This window comes from Pseudomonas sp. NFPP28 (assembly GCF_900115535.1).
GTDB lineage: Bacteria > Pseudomonadota > Gammaproteobacteria > Pseudomonadales > Pseudomonadaceae > Aquipseudomonas > Aquipseudomonas extremorientalis.
In genome coordinates, this window is the sequence record NZ_FOWT01000001.1 from 719,453 (window position 1) to 738,634 (window position 19,182).

The following is a 19,182-nucleotide window of genomic DNA, read 5'->3' on the forward strand; positions in this document are numbered from 1 at the left end:
TTGCACCCTTCCACAGTGTGTCCTAAGGCGTGTCAGGTTGATTGGCGGGGTGTGCTTTCACAAACGCCGGATTCTGCGCCGCCAATGCCGCCACCCGCCCGATGCGCGGGTACGCCGCCAATGGCACCTTGAAGCGTTCCGCCGCATACAACTGGGGAATCAGGAACGTATCGGCCAGCCCCGGCTGCTCGCCAAAACAAAACCCCGTGTCACCGATCAACTGCTCCACCGTACCCAGGCCCTGGCTGATCCAATGGCCGATCCATTCCAGCACTTGCGCCTCGTCATGCCCCCACTGGCGCAGCAGGTTCTGGGTACTGGAATTGTGCAGCGGATGAATATCGCAGCCGATGATCGAGGCCACCGCACGCTCATGGGCGCGGGTCGCCAGGTCGTTGGAGAGCAGCGGTGCCTGTGGATAACGTTCTTCCAGGTATTCGATGATCGCCGGCGACTGAATCAACAGCTCGCCCTCATCGGTGCGCAACGAAGGCACACGGCCCTGCGGATTGATCGCCAGGTACTCCGGCTGGCGATTGGCACCGCCCGCCGGCACCAGCAGGTTGACCGGTACGGCAGTGAAATCCAGGCCCTTGAGCGCCAGGGCAATGCGCACCCGGTACGACGCAGTGGAACGGTAGTAAGTGTAGAGTTCCATCGCCGGGCCCTCCTAGCGCGCCGCGACCACGGTGCCACGGCATTCGCCGAAGCCGATGGAGGCAAAGCCTTCGCGGCGGCAGCGGGCGCGCAGGATGATTTCGTCGCCATCCTCGAGGAACTTGCGCACCTCGCCGGACGGCAACTCGACCGCCTTTTTGCCACCTTCGGTCATTTCCAACAGGCTGCCGAACTGGCCCGCCTGCGGCCCGGACAAGGTGCCCGAACCAAACAGGTCACCGGCCTGCAACTGGCAGCCATTGACGCTGTGGTGCGCCACCAATTGCGCGACAGTCCAGTACATGTGCAGGCTGTTGCTCAGGGCCAGGCGGAATGCCGGCAGGTTCTGTTCGCGCATCGCGGCGGTGGTCAGCAGCACTTCCAATTCGATATCCAGGGCGCCCGCAGCCTGGTCGCGTTTATCCAGCAAGTACGGCAGCGGTTGCGGGTCGCCTTCGGGGCGCGCCGGTTGCGCTGTGCGGAACGGCTCAAGTGCCTCGACCGTGACCACCCACGGTGAGATGGTGGTGATGAAGCTTTTCGACAGGAACGGCCCCAATGGCTGGTATTCCCAGGCCTGGATATCCCGCGCCGACCAGTCATTGAGCAGGCAGAAACCGGCGATGTGGTCCGCCGCGTCACCAATGGCAATCGAATCGCCCATCTCGTTGCCCTGGCCGATCCAGATACCCAGTTCCAACTCATAGTCCAGGCGTGCACACGGGCCGAAGGTCGGCTCGGTCTGGCCGGCCGGCAGGGTCTGGCCCTTGGGACGACGCACGTCGGCGCCCGAGGCGCGGATGGTCGAGGCGCGGCCGTGGTAACCAATCGGCACGTACTTGTAGTTGGGCAGCAGCGGGTTATCGGGACGGAACAGTTTGCCGACGTTCTGCGCGTGCTCGATGCCCACATAGAAGTCGGTGTAGTCGTTGATCTGCGCCGGTACGTGCATCCGGCAATCGGCGGCGCGGTGCAGTACCTGTGCCTCGCGGGTTTGCAATGGGCTGCCTTCGGCCAGCAGTTCCAGCAGACGCTCGCGCAGGGCCACGCGCGGGCCTCGGCCCAGTTCAAAAAATGCGTTCAGTTGACCACCGGCGGTAGCCTCGACGGCGCGGCGGGCATCACCACTGAACTCGTCGATGGCGGCATGCAGATCCAGGATCGAGTCACCAATCGCCACGCCACTGCGTGGCGCACCGCCGTTGATGCTGAACACACCCAGTGGCAGGTTCTGCAAGGGGAAATCGGTGTGACCGTTGGCGGAGGCCACCCAGCTGCGGGTGAGTGTGGGCTGCGTCATGGGTTATCTCCGGTTCGGGTTGAAGGTAGCGGGCAGCGAGGCCCAGCACGCGTCATAAGCAGGTTGCAGTTGCGGGCAGTCCAGGGCGAACTGGGTCGGGCGCAGCACCTGGCTGGTCTCGAACATGAACGCCATGGTGTTATCGATCTTGTGCGGCGCCAGCTCCACGTTGATGGCCTTGGTGCAGGTCTCGCCGTCCGGGCCGTGGGCGCTCATGCAGCTGTGCAGAGATGCGCCCCCCGGCAGGAAGCCTTCGGCCTTGGCGTCGTAGGCACCCTGGATCAGGCCCATGTATTCGTTCATCAGGTTGCGGTGGAACCACGGCGGGCGGAAGGTGTTCTCGGCCACCATCCAGCGCGGCGGGAAGATCACGAAGTCGAGGTTGGCCAGGCCGTGGGTGCTGGTGGGCGAGGTCAATACGGTAAAGATCGACGGGTCCGGGTGATCGAAGCTGACGGTGCCAATCGTGTTGAAACGGCGCAGGTCGTATTTGTACGGCACGTTGTTGCCGTGCCAGGCGACCACGTTGAGTGGGGAATGGTCGAGCTCGCAGGCCCAGAGTTCGCCGAGGAATTTCTGTACCAGCGTCGTCGGTTTCTTCACATCTTCATAGTGCGCAACCGGCGTCAGGAAATCACGCGGATTGGCCAGGCCATTGCTGCCGATGGGGCCCAGGTCCGGCAGGCGCAGGGGTGCGCCATGGTTCTCGACGACGTAACCGCGCGCTTGCGCGTCCAGCAGCTCGACGCGGAACTTCAGGCCACGAGGCAACACGACGATTTCCAGTGGCCCCACTTCCAACACGCCAAGCTCGGTGGCGATGCGCAGGCGGCCTTGCTCGGGAACGACCAACAACTCGCCGTCGGCGTTGAAGAACACACGCTCCATGGAGCGGTTGGCGCGGTAGTGATGGATGCTGATGCCTGAGGGCTTTTCTGACCCGGAATTAGCCACCATCCCGACCAGCCCGTCGATAAAGTCCGTCGCCTCGCTCGGCATATCCAGCGGGTTCCAGCGCAGGCGATTGGGCGTCACCGCGCCCAGCGGACCACCGGCCAACTGTCGTTCAAGCCTGATAAACGCCGGGTGATTGGCCGACGGCTGGATGCGGTACAGCCAGGTACGCCGGGCTTCGCTGCGGGCCATGGTGAACGCGGTGCCGGAGAACAGTTCGGTGTACAAACCGTAGGGCGCTTTTTGCGGGGAGTTCTGGCCGACGGGCAGTGCGCCGGGCAAGGCTTCGCTGGCGAATTCATTGCCAAAGCCCGACAGGTATTCGAGGTTCATGGATCATCCTCTGCACGGAAGTTGTTTTTATCGTAATCCAGTTACGCATAACGTAATTTGATCACTATCGACCGTCAAGCTATAAAGACGCCCATTCATCTCTCGGATTCTCGTCCCTCCATGGAAAAGCCCCGCGACACCGGTAAACAGAAAGTCCGCTCGGCCGAAGTGGGCACCGATATTCTCAAGGCCCTGGCCGAGTTGTCCCCGGCCACGTCGCTGTCACGCCTGGCCGAACACGTACAGATGCCGGCCAGCAAGGTGCACCGCTACCTGCAGGCGCTGATCGCCTCGGGTTTCGCCGAACAGAACACCGCCACCAACCACTATGGCCTGGGCCGCGAAGCGTTGCGTGTGGGCCTGGCGGCGCTGGGCAGCATGGATGTGCTGAAAGTCGGCGCACTGCCCCTGGCGGAGTTGCGCGATGAATTGAATGAAACCTGCTTTTTGGCGGTGTGGGGCAACCAGGGCGCGACCGTGGTGCAGATCGAACCGGCGGTGCGCGCGGTGACGGTGGTGACGCAATTGGGTTCGGTGCTGCCGTTGCTCAGTTCGTCCACCGGGCTGGTGTTCAGCGCCTTCCTGCCGTCGCGGGAAACCGTGGAGCTGCGCGAACGTGAGATCCAGGCCGGCATCGCCCATGCGTTGGCGGACGACCAGGCCTACGCCATCACCTGCGAACAGATCCGCAGCCGTGGCCTGCACTTTGTGCATGGTTTGTTGATGCCCGGCGTCGATGCGCTGTCCGCACCAGTGTTCAACGCCATCGGCCAAGTCGCGGCAGTGATGACCGTGGTCGGCCCTACCTCGTTGTTCCATGCCGATGAAGACGGCCCGGCGGCGCAGCGCTTGCTGGCGGCGACCCGGGCCGTGAGTTGGCGCATGGGTTATCAGCCCTGAACTAATCGTGCCATTGGGTCAGGGCCAACGCCACGCGGTTCTCCAGGGCGCGGATCGGCGCGGCGCTGCTCAGGTAGTTGTTACTGATCATTGAAAACACCAGGCGCCGGCCCTGGGCGTCGCTGATGTAGCCGCTCAGCGACGACACGCCGGCCATGGAGCCGGTCTTGGCGTGCAGGTTGTTTTGCGCAGGCGTCCCACTCAGGCGATAGCGCAGGCTGCCACCGGTCATGCGGTCCGGGTTGCCGGCAATCGGCAAGGCGTTGTACCAGGCGTCGAACCACGGCTGTCTGGCGGTGGCCAGCAGCAGATCGGTGAGGCCTTGGGAAGACACCAGGTTACGCCGCGACAGGCCCGAACCGTCGACCTGGCTGAGAGTCGTCGGGTCCAGGCCCTGGCGCCGCATGAAGTCCGCCACCGCGGCCACCCCCGCCTGCGCCGTGCCCGCATTGGACGTCTTGCGCCCCATGGCCTTGAGCAAGGCTTCGGACATGTTGTTGTTCGAAAGCTTGAGCAGCGGCGTGATCAGCTCCTGCAATGGCGCCGACTGATGTTCCGCCACGACCTTGGCCGTCGCAGGACTGGCACCGCCGATCACACGACGCCCGAGCACTTGGATGCCTTGCTGCGCCAGTGCTTGCTCAAACAGATTCGCCACCAGTTGCGTCGGCTCCCACACGCTCACCCACTGCCGGCTTTGCTTGCCCGGCGCCAACGCGCCGGTGAGTTGCAGCAGGTTGGTGCCGTGCTGGCGGGTGATGCCGTAATTGTTGCCGGGGCCGCTGACAGCACGGTTGTCCAGTTGCACGTAGTCGGTGGACGGACTCACCAACACGCTGACCGGCTGACCCACCACGGCGGGGGCTTTGGCGGTGACCAGCAACGTGCCCGCATCAAAATCAGAATTGGGTGACACGGTCAGCGCCGAAATTTGCGCGCCGTAGTAGGTGCTTTCGTCGTCCTGGGCCCAATCCACGCCCAGGCGTTCGGCGTCGAAAAAGCTATCGTCGAACACCAGGTCGCCCTGGATCTGACGCACGCCCTGGCCGGCAAGCTGTGCCGCCAATGCCTGGTAGTCGGCGAACTGCGTGGTCGGATCGCCCAGGCCCTTGAGGTACAGGTTGCCGCTGAGACGCTCGCCTTGCTGCGTGCCGTCGCTCAACAGTTGCGTGGAAAAACGATACTGCGGCCCCAGCACATCCATCGCCGCTGCGGTGGTGAGCAGCTTGAGATTGGATGCGGGAATCAGGCGGGTTCGCGGGTTGTGTTGATAGAGGGTGCTGCCGCTGCGGGCATCACGCACCATCAGGGACACAGTGGCGCCGTTGAGGGCCGGGTCGGCCATCAACTGGTCGATGATGGTTGGGGTGGACGTCTGGGAAACACTCGCGCAGCCACCCAGCAATAAGCTCAAGCCCACCAGCATCCCGCTGGTGGATATCCATTTTCCAAAGTACATCAGTAGCGTTTTCCTAAAGCGGTCAGTGGCAGCAACGCTAACAGCTCCCTCCCCCTGTGGCGAGCAGGCTTGCCCTGCGTTGGGCTGCGCAGCAGCCCCCATCAGAACACCGCGCTATACCAGTTATTTCTCACCGACCAGGTTTGGGGCCGCTGCGCGGCCCAACGCGGGGCAAGCCCGCTCGCCACAGAAGCCTGCTCACCACGGAAGCCAGTTCGCCACACAATAGGCGCATCAGAACTCCAGGGTGCTCGACACCGACACCTGACGCGCATCCCCCATGGACACAAACAACCGGCTGGCCGCCGAGGTGTAGTAGACGCGGTCGAACAGGTTCTTCACGTTGAGCTGGAACTTGACCTTCTGCCCGTCAATCCTGGTGTCATACGTGGCAAACGCATCCGCCACGGTGTACCCCGGCAGGGTGAAATCGTTGGCGGCATCGCCTGCACGCTCGCCGACATACCGCGCGCCGGTCCCCACCCGTAACTGATCGCCCCCGAACACGTTGCCGAAGTCATAGGCCACCGACAGCGAGCCGGTGTGCTTGGCCACGTTCTGCAGGCGGTTGCCTTCCAGGGTCGGGTCCTTGTCCTTGATGTCTTCGGCGTCGGTGTAGGCGTAGCTGCCGATCAGGCTCCACTTGTCGGTCAGTTGCCCGGTGGCGTCCAGTTCCAGGCCGCGGGAACGCACCTGGCCGGCAATGCTGTAGATAGTGTTCGCGCCGGAACCGACCGATACCAGCACGTTGCGCTTGTCGATGGTGAACAACGCGGCACTGGCCGTGATGCGCCCAGGGATGTCGAGCTTGGCCCCCAGCTCCCAGGACTTGGATTTCTCGGGCGTCAGGTCGCCAGTCAGCGTGCTGCCGTCGGCCAAGGCAGCAATGGTGGAGTTGGGCTTGAACGATTCGGTGTAGCTGCCATAGAACGACAACTCATCGGTGTAGCGGTACACCAGCCCAGCACGCGGCACCCAGGCCTGGCCATTGCCGTTGGTGTTGGCCTTGAACGGTACGCCTTTGCCAGCGTATTGGTCGTACATCTGGTAGCGCGCACCGGCGACAAAAATCCATTGGTCGTTGAGGTGAATCGCATCCTGGAAGAACAGCGAGTCGCTGCGCAGCAGGTCGGTCTGGGCGCTGTCGGCGGGGCTGACGGTGGTGCCCGCCACTTCGTTGCCATACACCGGGTTGTTGTAGTTGAAGGTGCCGCGCGAATTCTGGCGGATCAGGTCAGCGCGGTAGATCTTGCGGTACTCATCATCCAGGCCGAACACCACATCGTTCTGCAGGCCGAACACATTGACCTTGCCTTCCAGGCTTGCAGTGGCGAAACGGTCGGTGGTGATCGCTCCCTTGGTGCCATCCATCTTGCGGGTCAGGGTGCCGTTGGTGTTTACCGCGCTGACGCGCACCTGGCTGGCGTCATAGGTCTCGCGGTTCCAGCTGTAGCCGAAGTGGGCTTTCCAGTCGTCGTTCAGGTCGTGGTCGGCTTCGAAGCGGTAAAGGTCGGAGCGACCTTCCATGTTGTTGAACGGTTCATCCAAACGACGTGTGGCCGGGATGTCCAGCGGGTGGTTGGACTTGTCGATGGCGGTGCCACGGTCAAACGGCGTGAGGAACTCGCGGTGCTCATAGGCGAACAGCAGTTGGGTGCTGTCGCCATACCAGGCCAGCGACGGCGCGATCAGGCTCTCGCGGTGGGTGCCGAAGTTGCGCCAGTAATCTTCATCTTCATGGTCGACGATCAGCCGATAGGCCAGGCCGCTGTCGCCAATCGGGCCGGTGGTGTCGAGGCTGCCGCCGCTGCCGTTCTTGCCGTCACCGAAGGTGGAGCCGCGTACGGTCAGGGCGGTGGACTGGACCAGTTCAGGCCTTTTACTGACGATGTTAACCACGCCGCCCGGGTCCTGGATGCCGTACAGCAACGACGCCGGCCCCTTGAGCACTTCGACCCGCTCCGCCGTGGCGTTCAGCGCACGGCCCTGCACGATGGGCATGCCGTCACGCATGATCGAGCCGTTACGGTTGTCGCCAAAGCCGCGCAGCATCACCGCGTCCTGGGTGCTGGCCAGAGTGTTGGCCTGGGTGATGCCGCTGATATTGCCCAGGGCGTCATCCAGGTTGCGCGGGGTCTGGTCGCGCAGCACTTGGGCCGGGACCACGTTGACGGTTTGCGGAGTCTCCAGCAGCAGGCCATGGGAGCGCATCACCGAACTGGTGGGTGGTGGCTGGTAGCTGGTGCTGTCCTGGGCCTGGCTGGCACCGCTGATGGTGGTGGCGCCGAGGTTGACCGCGCCTTCGGTGGGCACCGGCTCAAGGGCCAGGGTGCGAGCGTCGATCTGGCGGAAGGTCAGGCCGGAATTGCCCAGCAGGCGCTGCAGGGCCTGGATCGCGCTCATCTGGCCGCTGACCGCCGGGGCTTTGATGCTGTAGGGCGCTTCGTCGGTGTAGATCACGCTGATCCCGGTGACCCGGCTGAAATCGCTCAGGGCCTGGGGCAGCGGCTTGGCTGCCAGGGCAAAGGTGAACTGGGCGCTTTGCTGCTCTTGTGCCTGCGCCATGCTCAAGGGCAGCACCGCCAGCCCCGATACCGCCAATACCGAGGCTCCCAGCCACTGTTTAACCCAACCGCCCGCCGCTGACTTCATGCTGTGAGAACCCGTGTAGAAAACGCTGTTAATGCGAATAGATCGCAGTTTCAAGCACTACACGGTTGCGCGGTGGTTTTACCTCACTTTTATTTGCAAATATTTTTCCCTACTGCGCCTGGATGCGAAAACCGATGCGCGGGAAATGCACATGCACGGTGCCCGCGCGCTCGTCGGTGCGGCGCAGGATCAGTTCTTCACGCCCGGCAAACAGCAGTTCGCCGGCGACCGGGTCGGTGCCGTAGTCGGTCGCCGAAATGGTCACCTGCTGGCCTGCCTTGAAGCCGTTCAAGTCTTCAAACAGTTCTTCGGGCAGAGCAGCCGGCGTCGCATTGCGCGACACGTCCAGGGCTTGCTCGGCGCTCATCTGAGTGGAGGTACCGTGGCCGAAACCCAGCACACAATCCAACCAGGCGGCAACGGCGGGATAGGCGTCTACCAAAGGCGACGTCACTGAAGAGCCTTTGAGGAACCACAGGGGATGGGCCAGGGCAAAGTCGGCAATCGACGGCTCGCCGAACAGGAAATCCCCGGCCTGGTGCTGCAGTTGCTGATCGATGCGGCCAACAATCGCCGGCCATTGATGCTTGGCTACATCCAATTGCACCCGAGTCGCCGTGCCGCCGCTGAACAGTTTGCTGCGATCCGCCACCAGCACCTGGAGCATTTCCGGCGGCACCTTGGCGAACTTGACCGCCAGTGATTCCGGCTGGAACACCAGCGCCACCGCATGGGAGAACACCACCGAGTCGGCCCAGGCGGCGAAGCCTTGGGTGACCAGTTCCAGGCCTTGGAGAAACAGGGCCGGAGCGGCTTTTTCCTGTTCCAGCCGCCGGGCGATCAGCGCGGTGTCGCAGTAGATATCGGCACCGATTTGCAGCACGGGGGTCTTGCGATAGCCGCCCGTCAGGGCGGTGAGGTCTGGCTTGGGCATCACCGGCGAAATATGCACCGAGCGCCAGGACAAACCCTTGAAGCCCAGCAACAGCCGGGCTTTTTCAGCAAAGGGGGACTGCGGGTAGTGGTGGAGGATCAACTCAGACATGCCAGGCTCCGCGAGAGAAGTGAATCGCTAGCTTAGCCTGCAAACCCTGGCGCGGGCATGATGGGAACTCATCAGTCAAATCAATGAGCCACTTGCCGCCAGGCACTCCTTGGCGCTCTTCTTCAACTTCTTGATCAGCCGTTCCTGACGCAGGGCCTCGCCCTTGCTCGCGCATTGCTCGGTGTACACCAGCGCCACCGCCGGGCTGGACAGGAAAAACCGCGCACCCTTGCCGCTCTGGTGCGAGGCGAACCGGCGCACCGGGTCATTGCTGATGCCGCAGTACAGCGAGCCATTGGCGGCGCGCACCAGGTAGACGAACCAGGGTTTGGGGTCAGGCGTATTCACGGATCGATTCGGCAAGGCATAGGAGTTGCCAAGCTTATCAACGACTGGCCTGGAATGCCTTCAAGCCTTTGCGCGCCTGGGCACGCACGGCGTTTTTCACCAGCGGCGTCCACCCCAGCAACAACCCCTTGGTGCCCAAGGCCTGGCGCGACCAGCGCCACAGGTCGAAGTGATCGTGGTGTTCGCAGATCCTGCCGTCGCGAAACACAAAGCGCGCCTGGATATCGTTGACCACTGTGTTGCCAGTGGCGCTGAACAGGTAAGTCGCCACCCAGTGAGCGCCACCACTACGGTCGTCGCTGCGCACATTGTCGAAGGTCAGGGAGAAATCCTTGGCGCGGGTGGTGAGCATGCGCCACATGTCACCGGCATCCCGGCCGCGCAGTTCGCCGAAGGCCGGGTCGCTGAAGACCACATCGTCGGTGTAGCAGGCCGACATGGCCTCGGCGTCCAGGCGCTGGAACGCGCTGTAGAACTCGGTGATCAAGGCGTTGTGGGCATCACTCATGAACAGGCTCCGCAATTATCGGCATAAGGCCAGCACGATAATCCGCGGCGCCTGGAAACACCATGTTCATTCACCCGATGGATAAACGAGGGTGCGTCAGAGGTAGACGATATCCAGGGTGGCGCTGCCGTCCAGCGGGATCTCTTCGGTGATGGCGCCCCTGGGTTTTCTGACCCGTGTCTGTACCATCACGTCCATCGCCAGGTTCTGGACCGGCACCGGCATGGCGTCGACTTCACCGGGCGCACCTACAGAGCGCATCCAGAGCGGTTGCCAGGTTTGATCTTGCGAGATGGGAAACCAGGTCTGGCCATCCACGGACTCGATCACCGGGGCCACGGCACCGTCGGCCTGGACGTTTTTCACCATCAAGCGATACCCGCCCAAGCGCCAGGTCCCGCCGTAGAAACCCAAACCAAACACCGCATCGGTATCGCTACCGAACCAGGCACTGCCGGACCGATTATCCGTGGCCTTGACCGCCATCAATGTCGCGGCCTCACAGTTGACACTCAACGCCAGCGTGGCCTCAGGCAGGTAAGCGTCGTAAGAAAGATCGCCGATGGAAATCTTGCCATGATCGACCACTCCTGCGCGTGACAGTGCTGGCGTGCAGGCGGAAGGGGTCAATGTACCCACGACGCTCAGGTCTATGGTGGACGCGGCAAACAAGTTCGAACTCGCCGTGATCAGGAGTACGGAGGAAATAAGGGACAGTGAGTATTTCATTGATTCAAGTGCTCGCATTCAAGCCAATACAGATACTTGCATCTTGCCTTATAACAAGACGCTGCTCTGTATTCAGCTCAGTGTTGGACATAGGTATTTTATGTCGCCGATTTATAACTATCGGGTACATGAACACACACTAACCTGCCAACGCTTACCCCCCCATACAACTAATACGAATCACCATCAAGCCTGTAACAAAACTGCAACTTATCCATTATCCACACCAACTAAGGCACCATGCCGCTTTGCCGTGCGTAGGTAAAAAGATCCACATCGGTGGAGATACACAAACGCTGCATGGCCGTGCTTTTCTGCTTGCTGATGGTCGAGATACTGCGGTTGACCCGTGCGGCAATCTGGCTGACAGTCATGCCACTGGCGAGCATTCTGACCACCTCCCGCTCCTTGCCCGACAATTGCGGCTGGGACGGATGCGCCAAGTCGGCTTGCTCCATCTGCAGGCGCAGGCACTCACTGACAAAAGTACGCCCCTCGACCACCGCCCGCAGAGCCAGGGGCAGCTCCCTCGCCGACGCGCTCTTGGCCACGATTGCCCGCGCACCATGGGCAAACGCTTCGCGCAGCGTCACAACGTTGGCGAACATCGTCACCAAAATCACCGGCAATTTGGGGTATTGCCGATGCAACAAGCCCAACAAGCCATACCCATCTGCCTGTTGGTTCCCTGGCATCGCAAAGTCGGTCACGATGATATCGCACGGGATACCGCTCACCAGTGCCAACAACTCATCCGGCCCGTTGGCTTCTCCTACGACTTTGTATTTACCACTTGCCTCGATCACCACTTTTTGCCCAATCCGAACTATAGGGTGATCGTCAGCAATAATTATGCGAATCATCGACACTATCCGTGATGGCAATTTGAATTTACGCAAAATAGCGCGCTCTGCCTCATGTAACAACCTGAAATAACTGGGTGATTGCGCGTTACCCCCCACGTCGCTGGAAGTCGGCATTTAACCCACAAAACAAAAGGAAATTACATACAGATAAATCCTACATATCAGCAAAGAAACTTCTTACAAGCATCTCAGTTTAAAGTTGATGCAACCGCTGCAGATAACACTCGACATCGCGGTGGAATCGCTCCAATGCCTGCCGATTCCTTCCCACCCCATTGGCCTGTACCCGGTCAATCAACACCGCGGCCCGCCGCTCCAAAACCGTCGCTCCCAGAAACGCCACGCTGCCCGCCAGTCGGTGCAAGCGCTGCGAGGTCAGCGTGGCGTCGCCGCTGATACGCGCCTGCACCAGCACTTCCAAGTCGTCGCGGGCCTCTCGCAGCAGGCTTGTCAACATCGCCTCTACCACCGACCAGGAGCCAAAGGTCGCGATGAGGCTGTCACGGGAAGGGAATCGTTCCCGTCGACGACGCGGCGACTGCGGTTGCCGGCCACGGGCGCAGAGCAACGGCGCCGGCGCCAGCCACTGCGTCAGTAACTCGTGCAACTGGCCCAGGTTGATGGGTTTGACCAGCCACCCATCCATCCCGGATTCCAGGCAACGGCGAATCTCTTCCGGCCCCAGGCGTCCGGTCATGGCAATGATGGGGATACCAGGCCGGCTCTTGCCGTACTCGCGTCGACGCCATTCACGCGTCATGGCGAAGCCATCCATCACCGGCATTCGGCAGTCGGTAATGACCAAGTCAAAATGCCCCGTCTCCAAGGCGTGCAGCGCCATGCGGCCATCGCCGCAGGCTTCGTGAGCGACCCCCAGCATCTGCAGCAATGACCCGACCAGCAATCGATAGGTTGCATGATCATCGACCACCAGGACCCGGGCCTGCTGCCAGTGGGCGGGAACATCAGCCGGGGGCGAAGCCTTTCGTGAATAACGACGTGGAGCATTGCCCGGCATAACAACCTCATGCAGAGCGATCAGCTCACCAGGCTTACCTGGCGCAAGGAGACGCCTGAAAAGGTTTATGGCCTGTCAGACGATTTCACTCGAACTTTTCGCGCAAAGACATTCCGCTTCATTCAAAAGAAGCCGGATCGATTAAAAAAGAGCGCGAAAAATATCCGAACGAATGAGTTTGAGCGATACAACAACTACGACTAAGCCACTTTCCTTACATGTTGATCTGCACATTCCAACAGCAAATCGCAGCGGTATCAGGCAGCGCCATTATCGTAATTGTTGCATTCCAGCCCCCAGGGGAACGGGCGTTAAATATGTCCCGGCTCAAGGCAACAAGAGGCGCGTCGCCGCCTACAACATCCCTCCAATATCGCGACGCCAGCGCCCCGCCCAAGCCACTGACTGCCCTTCGTGCCAACACTTTGCCCAGGAATGCGCTGTTCACATGAAAGCCCAATATGCCCTGCTCTTCACTACCTTGCTGATGACCACTGCAACCCCGTTGCTGGCTGCCAGCAGCACCGACCTGAACGTCTCCGGCCTGATCACGCCAAGCGCTTGTACCCCTTCGCTCAGCGGCGGCGGGGTGGTCGATTTTGGCAAGATATCCGCCGCCGATCTCTACGAACACAGCGCCAAGGCGTTGCCGCCCGCGACGTTGCAATTGGGCGTGGAGTGCGAAGCCGCCACGCTGTATGCCTTCATCGGCCTGGATAACCGCGACGGCAGCTCCATCGGCGGCCCGACCTCCTATGGACTGGGGTTGATCAACCAGACCGAACGGGTAGGTGCCTTTGACCTGGGCCTGAACAACGCCACCGCCGACGGCGTGCAGGTCGCCACCCTCGCATCCAGGGACAACGGTGCCACCTGGCAGCAGAGCAGCGAAAACGCGTTATGGACCCGCGACCGCCTGGCCGGATTCGGCACTGAGGCCGCAGGGACCTGGGCGCCAATCCCGATCCGCGCCTTGAGCAGCGACCTGCGCATCTACGCGGTCATCGCCGCCACCAGCACCCTGACCCTGACCGAGGAACAACCCCTCGACGGCTCCGCCACGTTGGAGTTGCGCTACCTGTAAGCCCCACTGCTTTCCCTTCACACAAGGACCCGTGCCGATGGACAGAAACACCTGCGCCACACTTGCCCTGTTACTGAGTACCTGCGCTCCCGCAGCCTTCGCAGCCAGCACTACCGACCTGAATGTCTCGGGCACCATTACGCCCAGTTCATGCACCCCCAGCCTGTCCAATGAGGGCGTCGTCGATCATGGCAAGTTGACCGGTCGGGACCTGGACATCGATCTGCCGACCCGTTTGCTCCCCGGTGAAATGCAACTGGATGTGCATTGCGAGGGCGCCACGCATTTCACCCTGACCACCGTCGATAACCGTGGCGGAACGTCGGCCATCAATCCGGTGTTCCACGGGCTGGGAGTGGTCAACGATGACCAGATGCTGGGCAGCGTCGCGCTCGGACTGTTCGAACCCGTGGCGGATTCGACACCGGTGCAGGCCATCATGTCGCGGGACGGCGGTGCCAGCTGGGGGCCGTCGTCCTACCTGGGGCACGCCGCACTCACCGCCTTCGCCGCCGCGGGCGCCCCCTATACCCCCATTGCCATCACCGAGCTCAGCGCTCGCCTGCGGGCCTTCACCATCATCGCCCCGGCCCGCGACCTGACCCTGCTGGACGAGCTGCCGATCGATGGCAGTGCCACGTTGCAACTCAAGTACTGGTAACCCTTTTTCCCTTGCCCTTTATATGGAGCCTGACCATGAAACTTTCCTTGAATACCTTGTTCGCCAGCGTACTGCTGGCCGGTAGCGCCAGCGCCTTCGCGGCCTCCAGCGTCGATCTCACCGTCAAGGGCCTGATCACCCCCAGTGCCTGCACTCCAGCCCTGTCCAATAGCGGGTCTGTGGACTACGGCAAGATTTCCGCCAAGGATTTGAATGTCGACCAGGTAACGCCCCTCACCGAGCAAACCGTACAACTGACCGTCACCTGTGATGCGGCTACCCTCATGGCCCTGGACGCCGATGACAACCGTGCCGGCTCGAACTACGGCGGCGACATCACGGAATTCGGCCTGGGCCTGATCAACGGTACGCAGAAGCTCGGGGCCATGGGCCTGAGCCTGAACACGCCGATTGCCGATGGTGTGGAGGGGCGGCCGATCACCTCGGTCGACGGCGGTGTCACCTGGGTCGTTGCGCGCAACTTGACGCCCGACAACCTGATCTCGGTGGCCGACACCGCCGTCGACACGCCCATCCCGGTGCAGGTGCTGACCTCGGACCTGACGGTCAGCCCCAAGATCGCCCCCTCCAGCCAATTGACGCTGACCAACGAGGTGGCCATTGACGGTTCGGTGACCGTGACGGTGCGCTACCTCTAAGCCCACTCGAAACGCACACAGGCAGGTCATGAGACCTGCCTGTGCCCTGCACTGAAACGAAGAACCAGGCAACCGGTGAACCTCCCCATGAAGCACACCTCTTCACGCCTTCTTGCCATGCTTTGCCTGCTCTGTAGCGGGCCCGCAGCGTTGGCGGCCTCCAGTACCGAATTGAATGTGACCGGGATAATCACCCCCAGCGCGTGTACACCGACGCTGTCGGCCAACGGCATCGTCGACCACGGATTGGTGCCGGCACGCAGTCTCAACCAATACGAATTCAGCGTCTTGCCCACCCAGGCCCTGGACCTGAATGTGAGCTGCAACGAGTCAGTGCTGTTTGTATTGGTGGGCTTGGACAATCGCGCCGATTCATCCCTGGGCCCGGGCTTTTACTATGGCCTGGGCCATAACGTCCACGCGCCCACCGAACGACTCGGCACCGTGTCCATTGCCTTTCGCGACGTGATGGGCGACGGCGAGCGCGTATTGGTGCTGGCGTCCAGCAATCAGGGCCTGACCTGGTTCCCGGAAAGCAATGCCTACCCGAACAATTACATGGGGTTCGCTCACCCCGGCACGTTGGTGCCGGAACCCCACCGCCAGATCGCGGCCACGTTGCAAGTCAATACGTCGATCAATGCGGCCGCCTATTTGACCCTCAAGCAGGAAGTCCCTCTGGACGGTTCCATCGTGCTTGACCTGAGGTATCTGTAGCCATGTCCCCCCTGCCCTTTTCAACCCGCGCCTTCACCGCCATTCGCTACGCCGGCCTCTACCTCGGCGCACTGGCCCTGACGTTCGCCGGCCCATCATGGGTGCTGGCCGACGGCATGGTGCCCGACACCTCGGTGGTCATCGTCAACGAGGCGGACGGCGAAGCCTCGGTGTCCGTGACCAATACCGACGACAAGTTGGCGCTGTTGCACGTGACCCTTGAAGACATCCCCGAGGACAAAGCCTCGCTGTTGTTCGTGACCCCGCCCCTGGCCCGGGTGGAACCGAACAAGAGCCAATTGATCCGTTTCATTCTGCAATCGCCGCAACCGCTGAAAACCCAGCGCCTGAAACGGGTGATATTCGAAGGCATGCCCCAAGGCCGTTCGGCGGCCCAGGCCGGGCACGCACGGGTGGGCGTGACCGTGCGCCAGAACCTGCCGGTGATTCTGCACCCCAAGGGCCTGCCCCCCAACCGCACACCCTGGACCGGACTGGAGTGGCGCCTGCAGAACAACCAATTGAGCGTCAGCAACCCCACGGCCTATGTGGTACGCCTGGCTCAGGAGTTGCGCTTGTTGCCCGGCGACGGTTCGGCCTTGCTGCCGCGTACCTACGTGCTGCCCGGTGAAACCCTGCGCGTGACGGCCACCGGCAGCGGCGCGAGTCGCGTGCAACTGCAACCGGCCACGGTGTATGGCTTTGCCGTGGCGCCCTACGAAGCACCGATCACCCTATAAAAAAGAGTGGCCTGCCAACGCCACCAGAGGGCCTGACTGAACCGCAGAGTCAGCAGGCCACCCACAGCTGAGAATGACCTTGTGAGCACAGTAATGACTGATCGCCGCGGCCAAGCCGTGCCCGCCGTTTCACCACGCCGCGCGCACACCTTATTGGCAGGGCTGGCGCTGACCCTGGGTGGTTCACTGCCATACGAGGCAGCTTGGGCGAGCGACAACCTGATTGCCGGCGCCTTCGACCCCCAAACCTTGTCCCATCGCGGCATCGATCCGGAGTTGGCCAACCTGCTCCTGCAAACGCCCCGTTTTGCCACGGGCAGGCATGCCGTCAACCTGAGCGTCAACGGCCAACGCCGTGGGCGGGTGGATGTGGAATTCGACCGCCAGGGCAGTCTCTGCTTTAGCCGGGCCCTGCTGGATGCGGCCAACCTGATAGTGCCCGATGAAGTCCAGACCCCAGGCTGCCATCGTTTCCTCGAGCGCTACCGACAAACCGTCATCGAGCAAGACCCGGCCAGCCTGACCCTGGCCCTGGTGGTACCGACCGACGCACTGCGCCCCGCCCGGCAGGATATCTCCGGCTATCAGACCGGTGGTTTTGCCGGCCTGCTCAACTATGACCTCACGGGCCTGCATAACGAGTTCGGTGACGCCACCAGCCGCTTCGGCTCAGCCAACACCGAAGTCGGCTTCAACGCCGGCGACTGGATCGTACGCAGCCGCCAGGTCAAGACCTGGCAAGACAGCCGCTCACGCACCACTCATCTGGATGCCTATGCCCAGCGCACCTTTGCCGAGCAACAGGCCGTGTTCCAGGCCGGCCAGATCAGCCTCTACAACCCGGTGCTGGCGGGCACGCAGATCACCGGTGCCCAAGTGCTGACCGAAACCGCACTGCAAGACCAGAATCAGGGCGCGACGATCAACGGTATCGCCAACAGCCCGGCCCAGGTGGAAGTCCGCCAGAACGGTGCGCTGATTCACTCCACCGTGGTGCCGGCCGGGCCGTTCGCGCTGACGGATGTGCGCCGCTTGAACAGCCGCTCCGACGTGGAAGTCACCATCAAGGAAACCACCGGCGAAGAACGCCGCTTTACGGTGCCTGCCGCCATGCTCGGGCTGGGCTTGCCGGCGCCGGGGTATTCCGTGGCGGCGGGCCGCGTGCGGCAGATTGGCGACAGTGACGGCACCGAGCCCTGGGTGGTCAGCGCGGGGTGGAGTGGTGCGATCCATCCGCAAGTCAGCCTCGGCGGCGGTGCACTGATGGCCGATGACTATCGATCGGCGGGCATCAACCTGGGTTGGCTGCCCTGGCAGGACAGCCAATTGCAGGTCTCGGCGCAAGCGGCCCAGGCCAGCCACGAGGGGCGTGAGCGTGGCGTCCAGACGGACGTGTCCTGGTCCCAGCGCTTGAGTGAAAACTGGTCGGTGACCACTGCCGGCTCGTGGCGCTCCCAGGGCTATCGCGACCTCGAGGACTCAACCTTCGTCGGCAACAGTCGCGACCAACAGCGCTCGCGCTATCGCGATCAGCAAAGCCTCACCGCGTCCTGGGCGCATCCAGCGCTGGGAGCGTTCAGTGCCGGCGTGTCGCGCACTGCGGCCTATAACGGTGAAAGCAGCAGCCGCGCGTTGGCGTCCTGGGGCACCAGTTTTGGCCGGGTGTCGGTGTCCGCCAGTGCCGAATGGCAGGTGGGCGGCCGCCAGCAAAACGATGACAGCGTTTACCTGAACATCAGCCTGCCGCTGGGTGAAAACCGTCGCGCCCGCACTTGGGCGCGCAGGGCCGGCGGTGAGCATCGCCTGGGCGTGGGGTTGAACGAGCAACTCAACGACCAGTTGAGTTACCGCATGGGCGTGGAGCATGACAGCCGCGACCGCGAGGTGGAGTCTTCGATCGGTGTCTCGGCCCTGCCGTGGTACAGCCAACTGGACTTCAACTACACCCGCAGCAACGACGAGTACTCCAGTTACCAGGGCGGCGCCCGTGGCGGCGTGGTGGTGCATGGCGACGGCTTGACCTTCTCGCCCTATCCGGTACGCGACACCTTTGCCGTGATGTCGGTGGGCGAGATGGCGGGGATCAAGGTGGCAACGCCCAGCGGCCCGGTGTGGACCGACTGGCAAGGCCAGGCCGTTGTGCCGCAACTCAACGCCTACGGCCGCAGCCCGGTGGAAGTGCAGACGCGCTCACTGCCGCGCAACGCCGATATCCATAACGGCCTGGCGGTGATTTCCGCCGGGCGCGGCGCGGTGGACAAGGTTGAATTCGGCGTCGCCCTCACCCGGCGCGCGCTATTGAACGTGACCACCGACAACGGTCAGCCGTTGCCGCGCGGCGCGACCGTCAGCACCGCCGACGGTGAATTCATCACTCTGGTGCAGGAGGACAGCAAAGTCTTCCTGCCCGACGTACTCAACCCGCGTCCTCTGTGGATCAAGGCCCCGGGCCAGGCGCCTTGCCGCCTGAGCTACGAATTGGCGGACGACGTCGACCCCGAGGTGTATTACGAAACCGCACCCGCCCGGTGCCACCAACCATGAGGACTGTG

General features: G+C 62.5%; 18 protein-coding genes. 7 read left to right on the plus strand and 11 right to left on the minus strand.

Annotated features, from left to right (window positions below; all coding sequences use genetic code 11):
- Nucleotides 1-22: 22 nt before the first annotated feature.
- From maiA to hmgA, 3 genes are read right to left on the minus strand one after another with little or no spacing between them, the layout of a single operon-like run.
- Nucleotides 23-658, minus strand: a complete 636-nt coding sequence (maiA, locus tag BM110_RS03380; protein ID WP_093512373.1) for a maleylacetoacetate isomerase — start codon at nucleotides 656-658, stop codon at nucleotides 23-25.
- Nucleotides 659-670: 12 nt separating this feature from the next.
- On the minus strand, nucleotides 671-1,957 hold the full coding sequence (gene fahA / locus BM110_RS03385) for a fumarylacetoacetase (RefSeq protein WP_092240910.1): 1,287 nt from the start codon (nucleotides 1,955-1,957) through the stop codon (nucleotides 671-673).
- A gap of 3 nt (nucleotides 1,958-1,960) precedes the next feature.
- Nucleotides 1,961-3,244, minus strand: a complete 1,284-nt coding sequence (hmgA, locus tag BM110_RS03390) for a homogentisate 1,2-dioxygenase (protein WP_093512375.1) — start codon at nucleotides 3,242-3,244, stop codon at nucleotides 1,961-1,963.
- A gap of 120 nt (nucleotides 3,245-3,364) precedes the next feature.
- Here hmgA and BM110_RS03395 point away from each other — a divergent pair, with 120 nt between their 5' ends.
- Nucleotides 3,365-4,144, plus strand: a complete 780-nt coding sequence (locus tag BM110_RS03395; protein ID WP_071488610.1) for an IclR family transcriptional regulator — start codon at nucleotides 3,365-3,367, stop codon at nucleotides 4,142-4,144.
- 1 nt (nucleotide 4,145) lies between these two features.
- Here BM110_RS03395 and dacB read toward each other — a convergent pair whose 3' ends face one another.
- From dacB to BM110_RS03435, 8 genes are all read right to left on the minus strand, one after another.
- Nucleotides 4,146-5,603, minus strand: coding sequence for a D-alanyl-D-alanine carboxypeptidase/D-alanyl-D-alanine endopeptidase (dacB, locus tag BM110_RS03400; protein ID WP_093512377.1), 1,458 nt, complete (start codon nucleotides 5,601-5,603; stop codon nucleotides 4,146-4,148).
- 234 nt (nucleotides 5,604-5,837) lie between these two features.
- Nucleotides 5,838-8,255 carry a TonB-dependent siderophore receptor gene (locus BM110_RS03405; protein WP_093512379.1) on the minus strand — a complete coding sequence of 806 codons (2,418 nt, stop codon included), beginning with the start codon at nucleotides 8,253-8,255 and terminating at the stop codon, nucleotides 5,838-5,840.
- A 109-nt stretch (nucleotides 8,256-8,364) separates the two neighbouring features.
- Entirely contained in the window at nucleotides 8,365-9,300 is a 936-nt protein-coding gene (locus BM110_RS03410; RefSeq protein ID WP_093512381.1) for a glutathione S-transferase family protein, read from the minus strand.
- 75 nt (nucleotides 9,301-9,375) lie between these two features.
- The gene (locus tag BM110_RS03415; RefSeq protein WP_071488606.1) at nucleotides 9,376-9,648 is read right to left on the minus strand and encodes a GIY-YIG nuclease family protein; all 273 of its coding nucleotides are present in this window, start codon (nucleotides 9,646-9,648) and stop codon (nucleotides 9,376-9,378) included.
- A gap of 37 nt (nucleotides 9,649-9,685) precedes the next feature.
- A complete protein-coding gene (locus tag BM110_RS03420; RefSeq protein WP_092240899.1) occupies nucleotides 9,686-10,156 on the minus strand; it encodes a nuclear transport factor 2 family protein in 471 nt (156 codons plus the stop codon).
- A 96-nt stretch (nucleotides 10,157-10,252) separates the two neighbouring features.
- Nucleotides 10,253-10,795, minus strand: coding sequence for a DUF1120 domain-containing protein (locus tag BM110_RS03425; RefSeq protein WP_256575342.1), 543 nt, complete (start codon nucleotides 10,793-10,795; stop codon nucleotides 10,253-10,255).
- Between the two features lie 320 nt (nucleotides 10,796-11,115).
- Complete coding sequence (locus tag BM110_RS03430) at nucleotides 11,116-11,748, minus strand: response regulator (protein ID WP_092240897.1); 633 nt, start codon at nucleotides 11,746-11,748, stop codon at nucleotides 11,116-11,118.
- 196 nt (nucleotides 11,749-11,944) lie between these two features.
- A complete protein-coding gene (locus tag BM110_RS03435) occupies nucleotides 11,945-12,682 on the minus strand; it encodes a response regulator (RefSeq protein ID WP_256572925.1) in 738 nt (245 codons plus the stop codon).
- A 535-nt stretch (nucleotides 12,683-13,217) separates the two neighbouring features.
- Between BM110_RS03435 and BM110_RS03445 the strand changes: the two genes are divergently transcribed.
- The 6 genes from BM110_RS03445 to BM110_RS03470 all read left to right on the plus strand — a co-directional run bounded on the left by BM110_RS03445 (nucleotide 13,218) and on the right by BM110_RS03470 (nucleotide 19,174).
- Nucleotides 13,218-13,853 (plus strand): DUF1120 domain-containing protein, encoded by a 636-nt coding sequence (locus BM110_RS03445; protein ID WP_092240893.1) that lies wholly within the window; start codon nucleotides 13,218-13,220, stop codon nucleotides 13,851-13,853.
- Nucleotides 13,854-13,890: 37 nt separating this feature from the next.
- Entirely contained in the window at nucleotides 13,891-14,514 is a 624-nt protein-coding gene (locus tag BM110_RS03450; RefSeq protein ID WP_092240891.1) for a DUF1120 domain-containing protein, read from the plus strand.
- Between the two features lie 35 nt (nucleotides 14,515-14,549).
- Nucleotides 14,550-15,173: a DUF1120 domain-containing protein gene (locus BM110_RS03455; protein ID WP_092240889.1), complete on the plus strand. Its 624-nt coding sequence runs from the start codon at nucleotides 14,550-14,552 to the stop codon at nucleotides 15,171-15,173.
- An 87-nt stretch (nucleotides 15,174-15,260) separates the two neighbouring features.
- Complete coding sequence (locus tag BM110_RS03460; RefSeq protein ID WP_071488599.1) at nucleotides 15,261-15,890, plus strand: DUF1120 domain-containing protein; 630 nt, start codon at nucleotides 15,261-15,263, stop codon at nucleotides 15,888-15,890.
- 2 nt (nucleotides 15,891-15,892) lie between these two features.
- The gene (locus tag BM110_RS03465) at nucleotides 15,893-16,630 is read left to right on the plus strand and encodes a fimbria/pilus chaperone family protein (protein ID WP_093119657.1); all 738 of its coding nucleotides are present in this window, start codon (nucleotides 15,893-15,895) and stop codon (nucleotides 16,628-16,630) included.
- An 81-nt stretch (nucleotides 16,631-16,711) separates the two neighbouring features.
- Nucleotides 16,712-19,174 carry a fimbria/pilus outer membrane usher protein gene (locus tag BM110_RS03470; protein ID WP_371914780.1) on the plus strand — a complete coding sequence of 821 codons (2,463 nt, stop codon included), beginning with the start codon at nucleotides 16,712-16,714 and terminating at the stop codon, nucleotides 19,172-19,174.
- Nucleotides 19,175-19,182 lie beyond the last annotated feature (8 nt).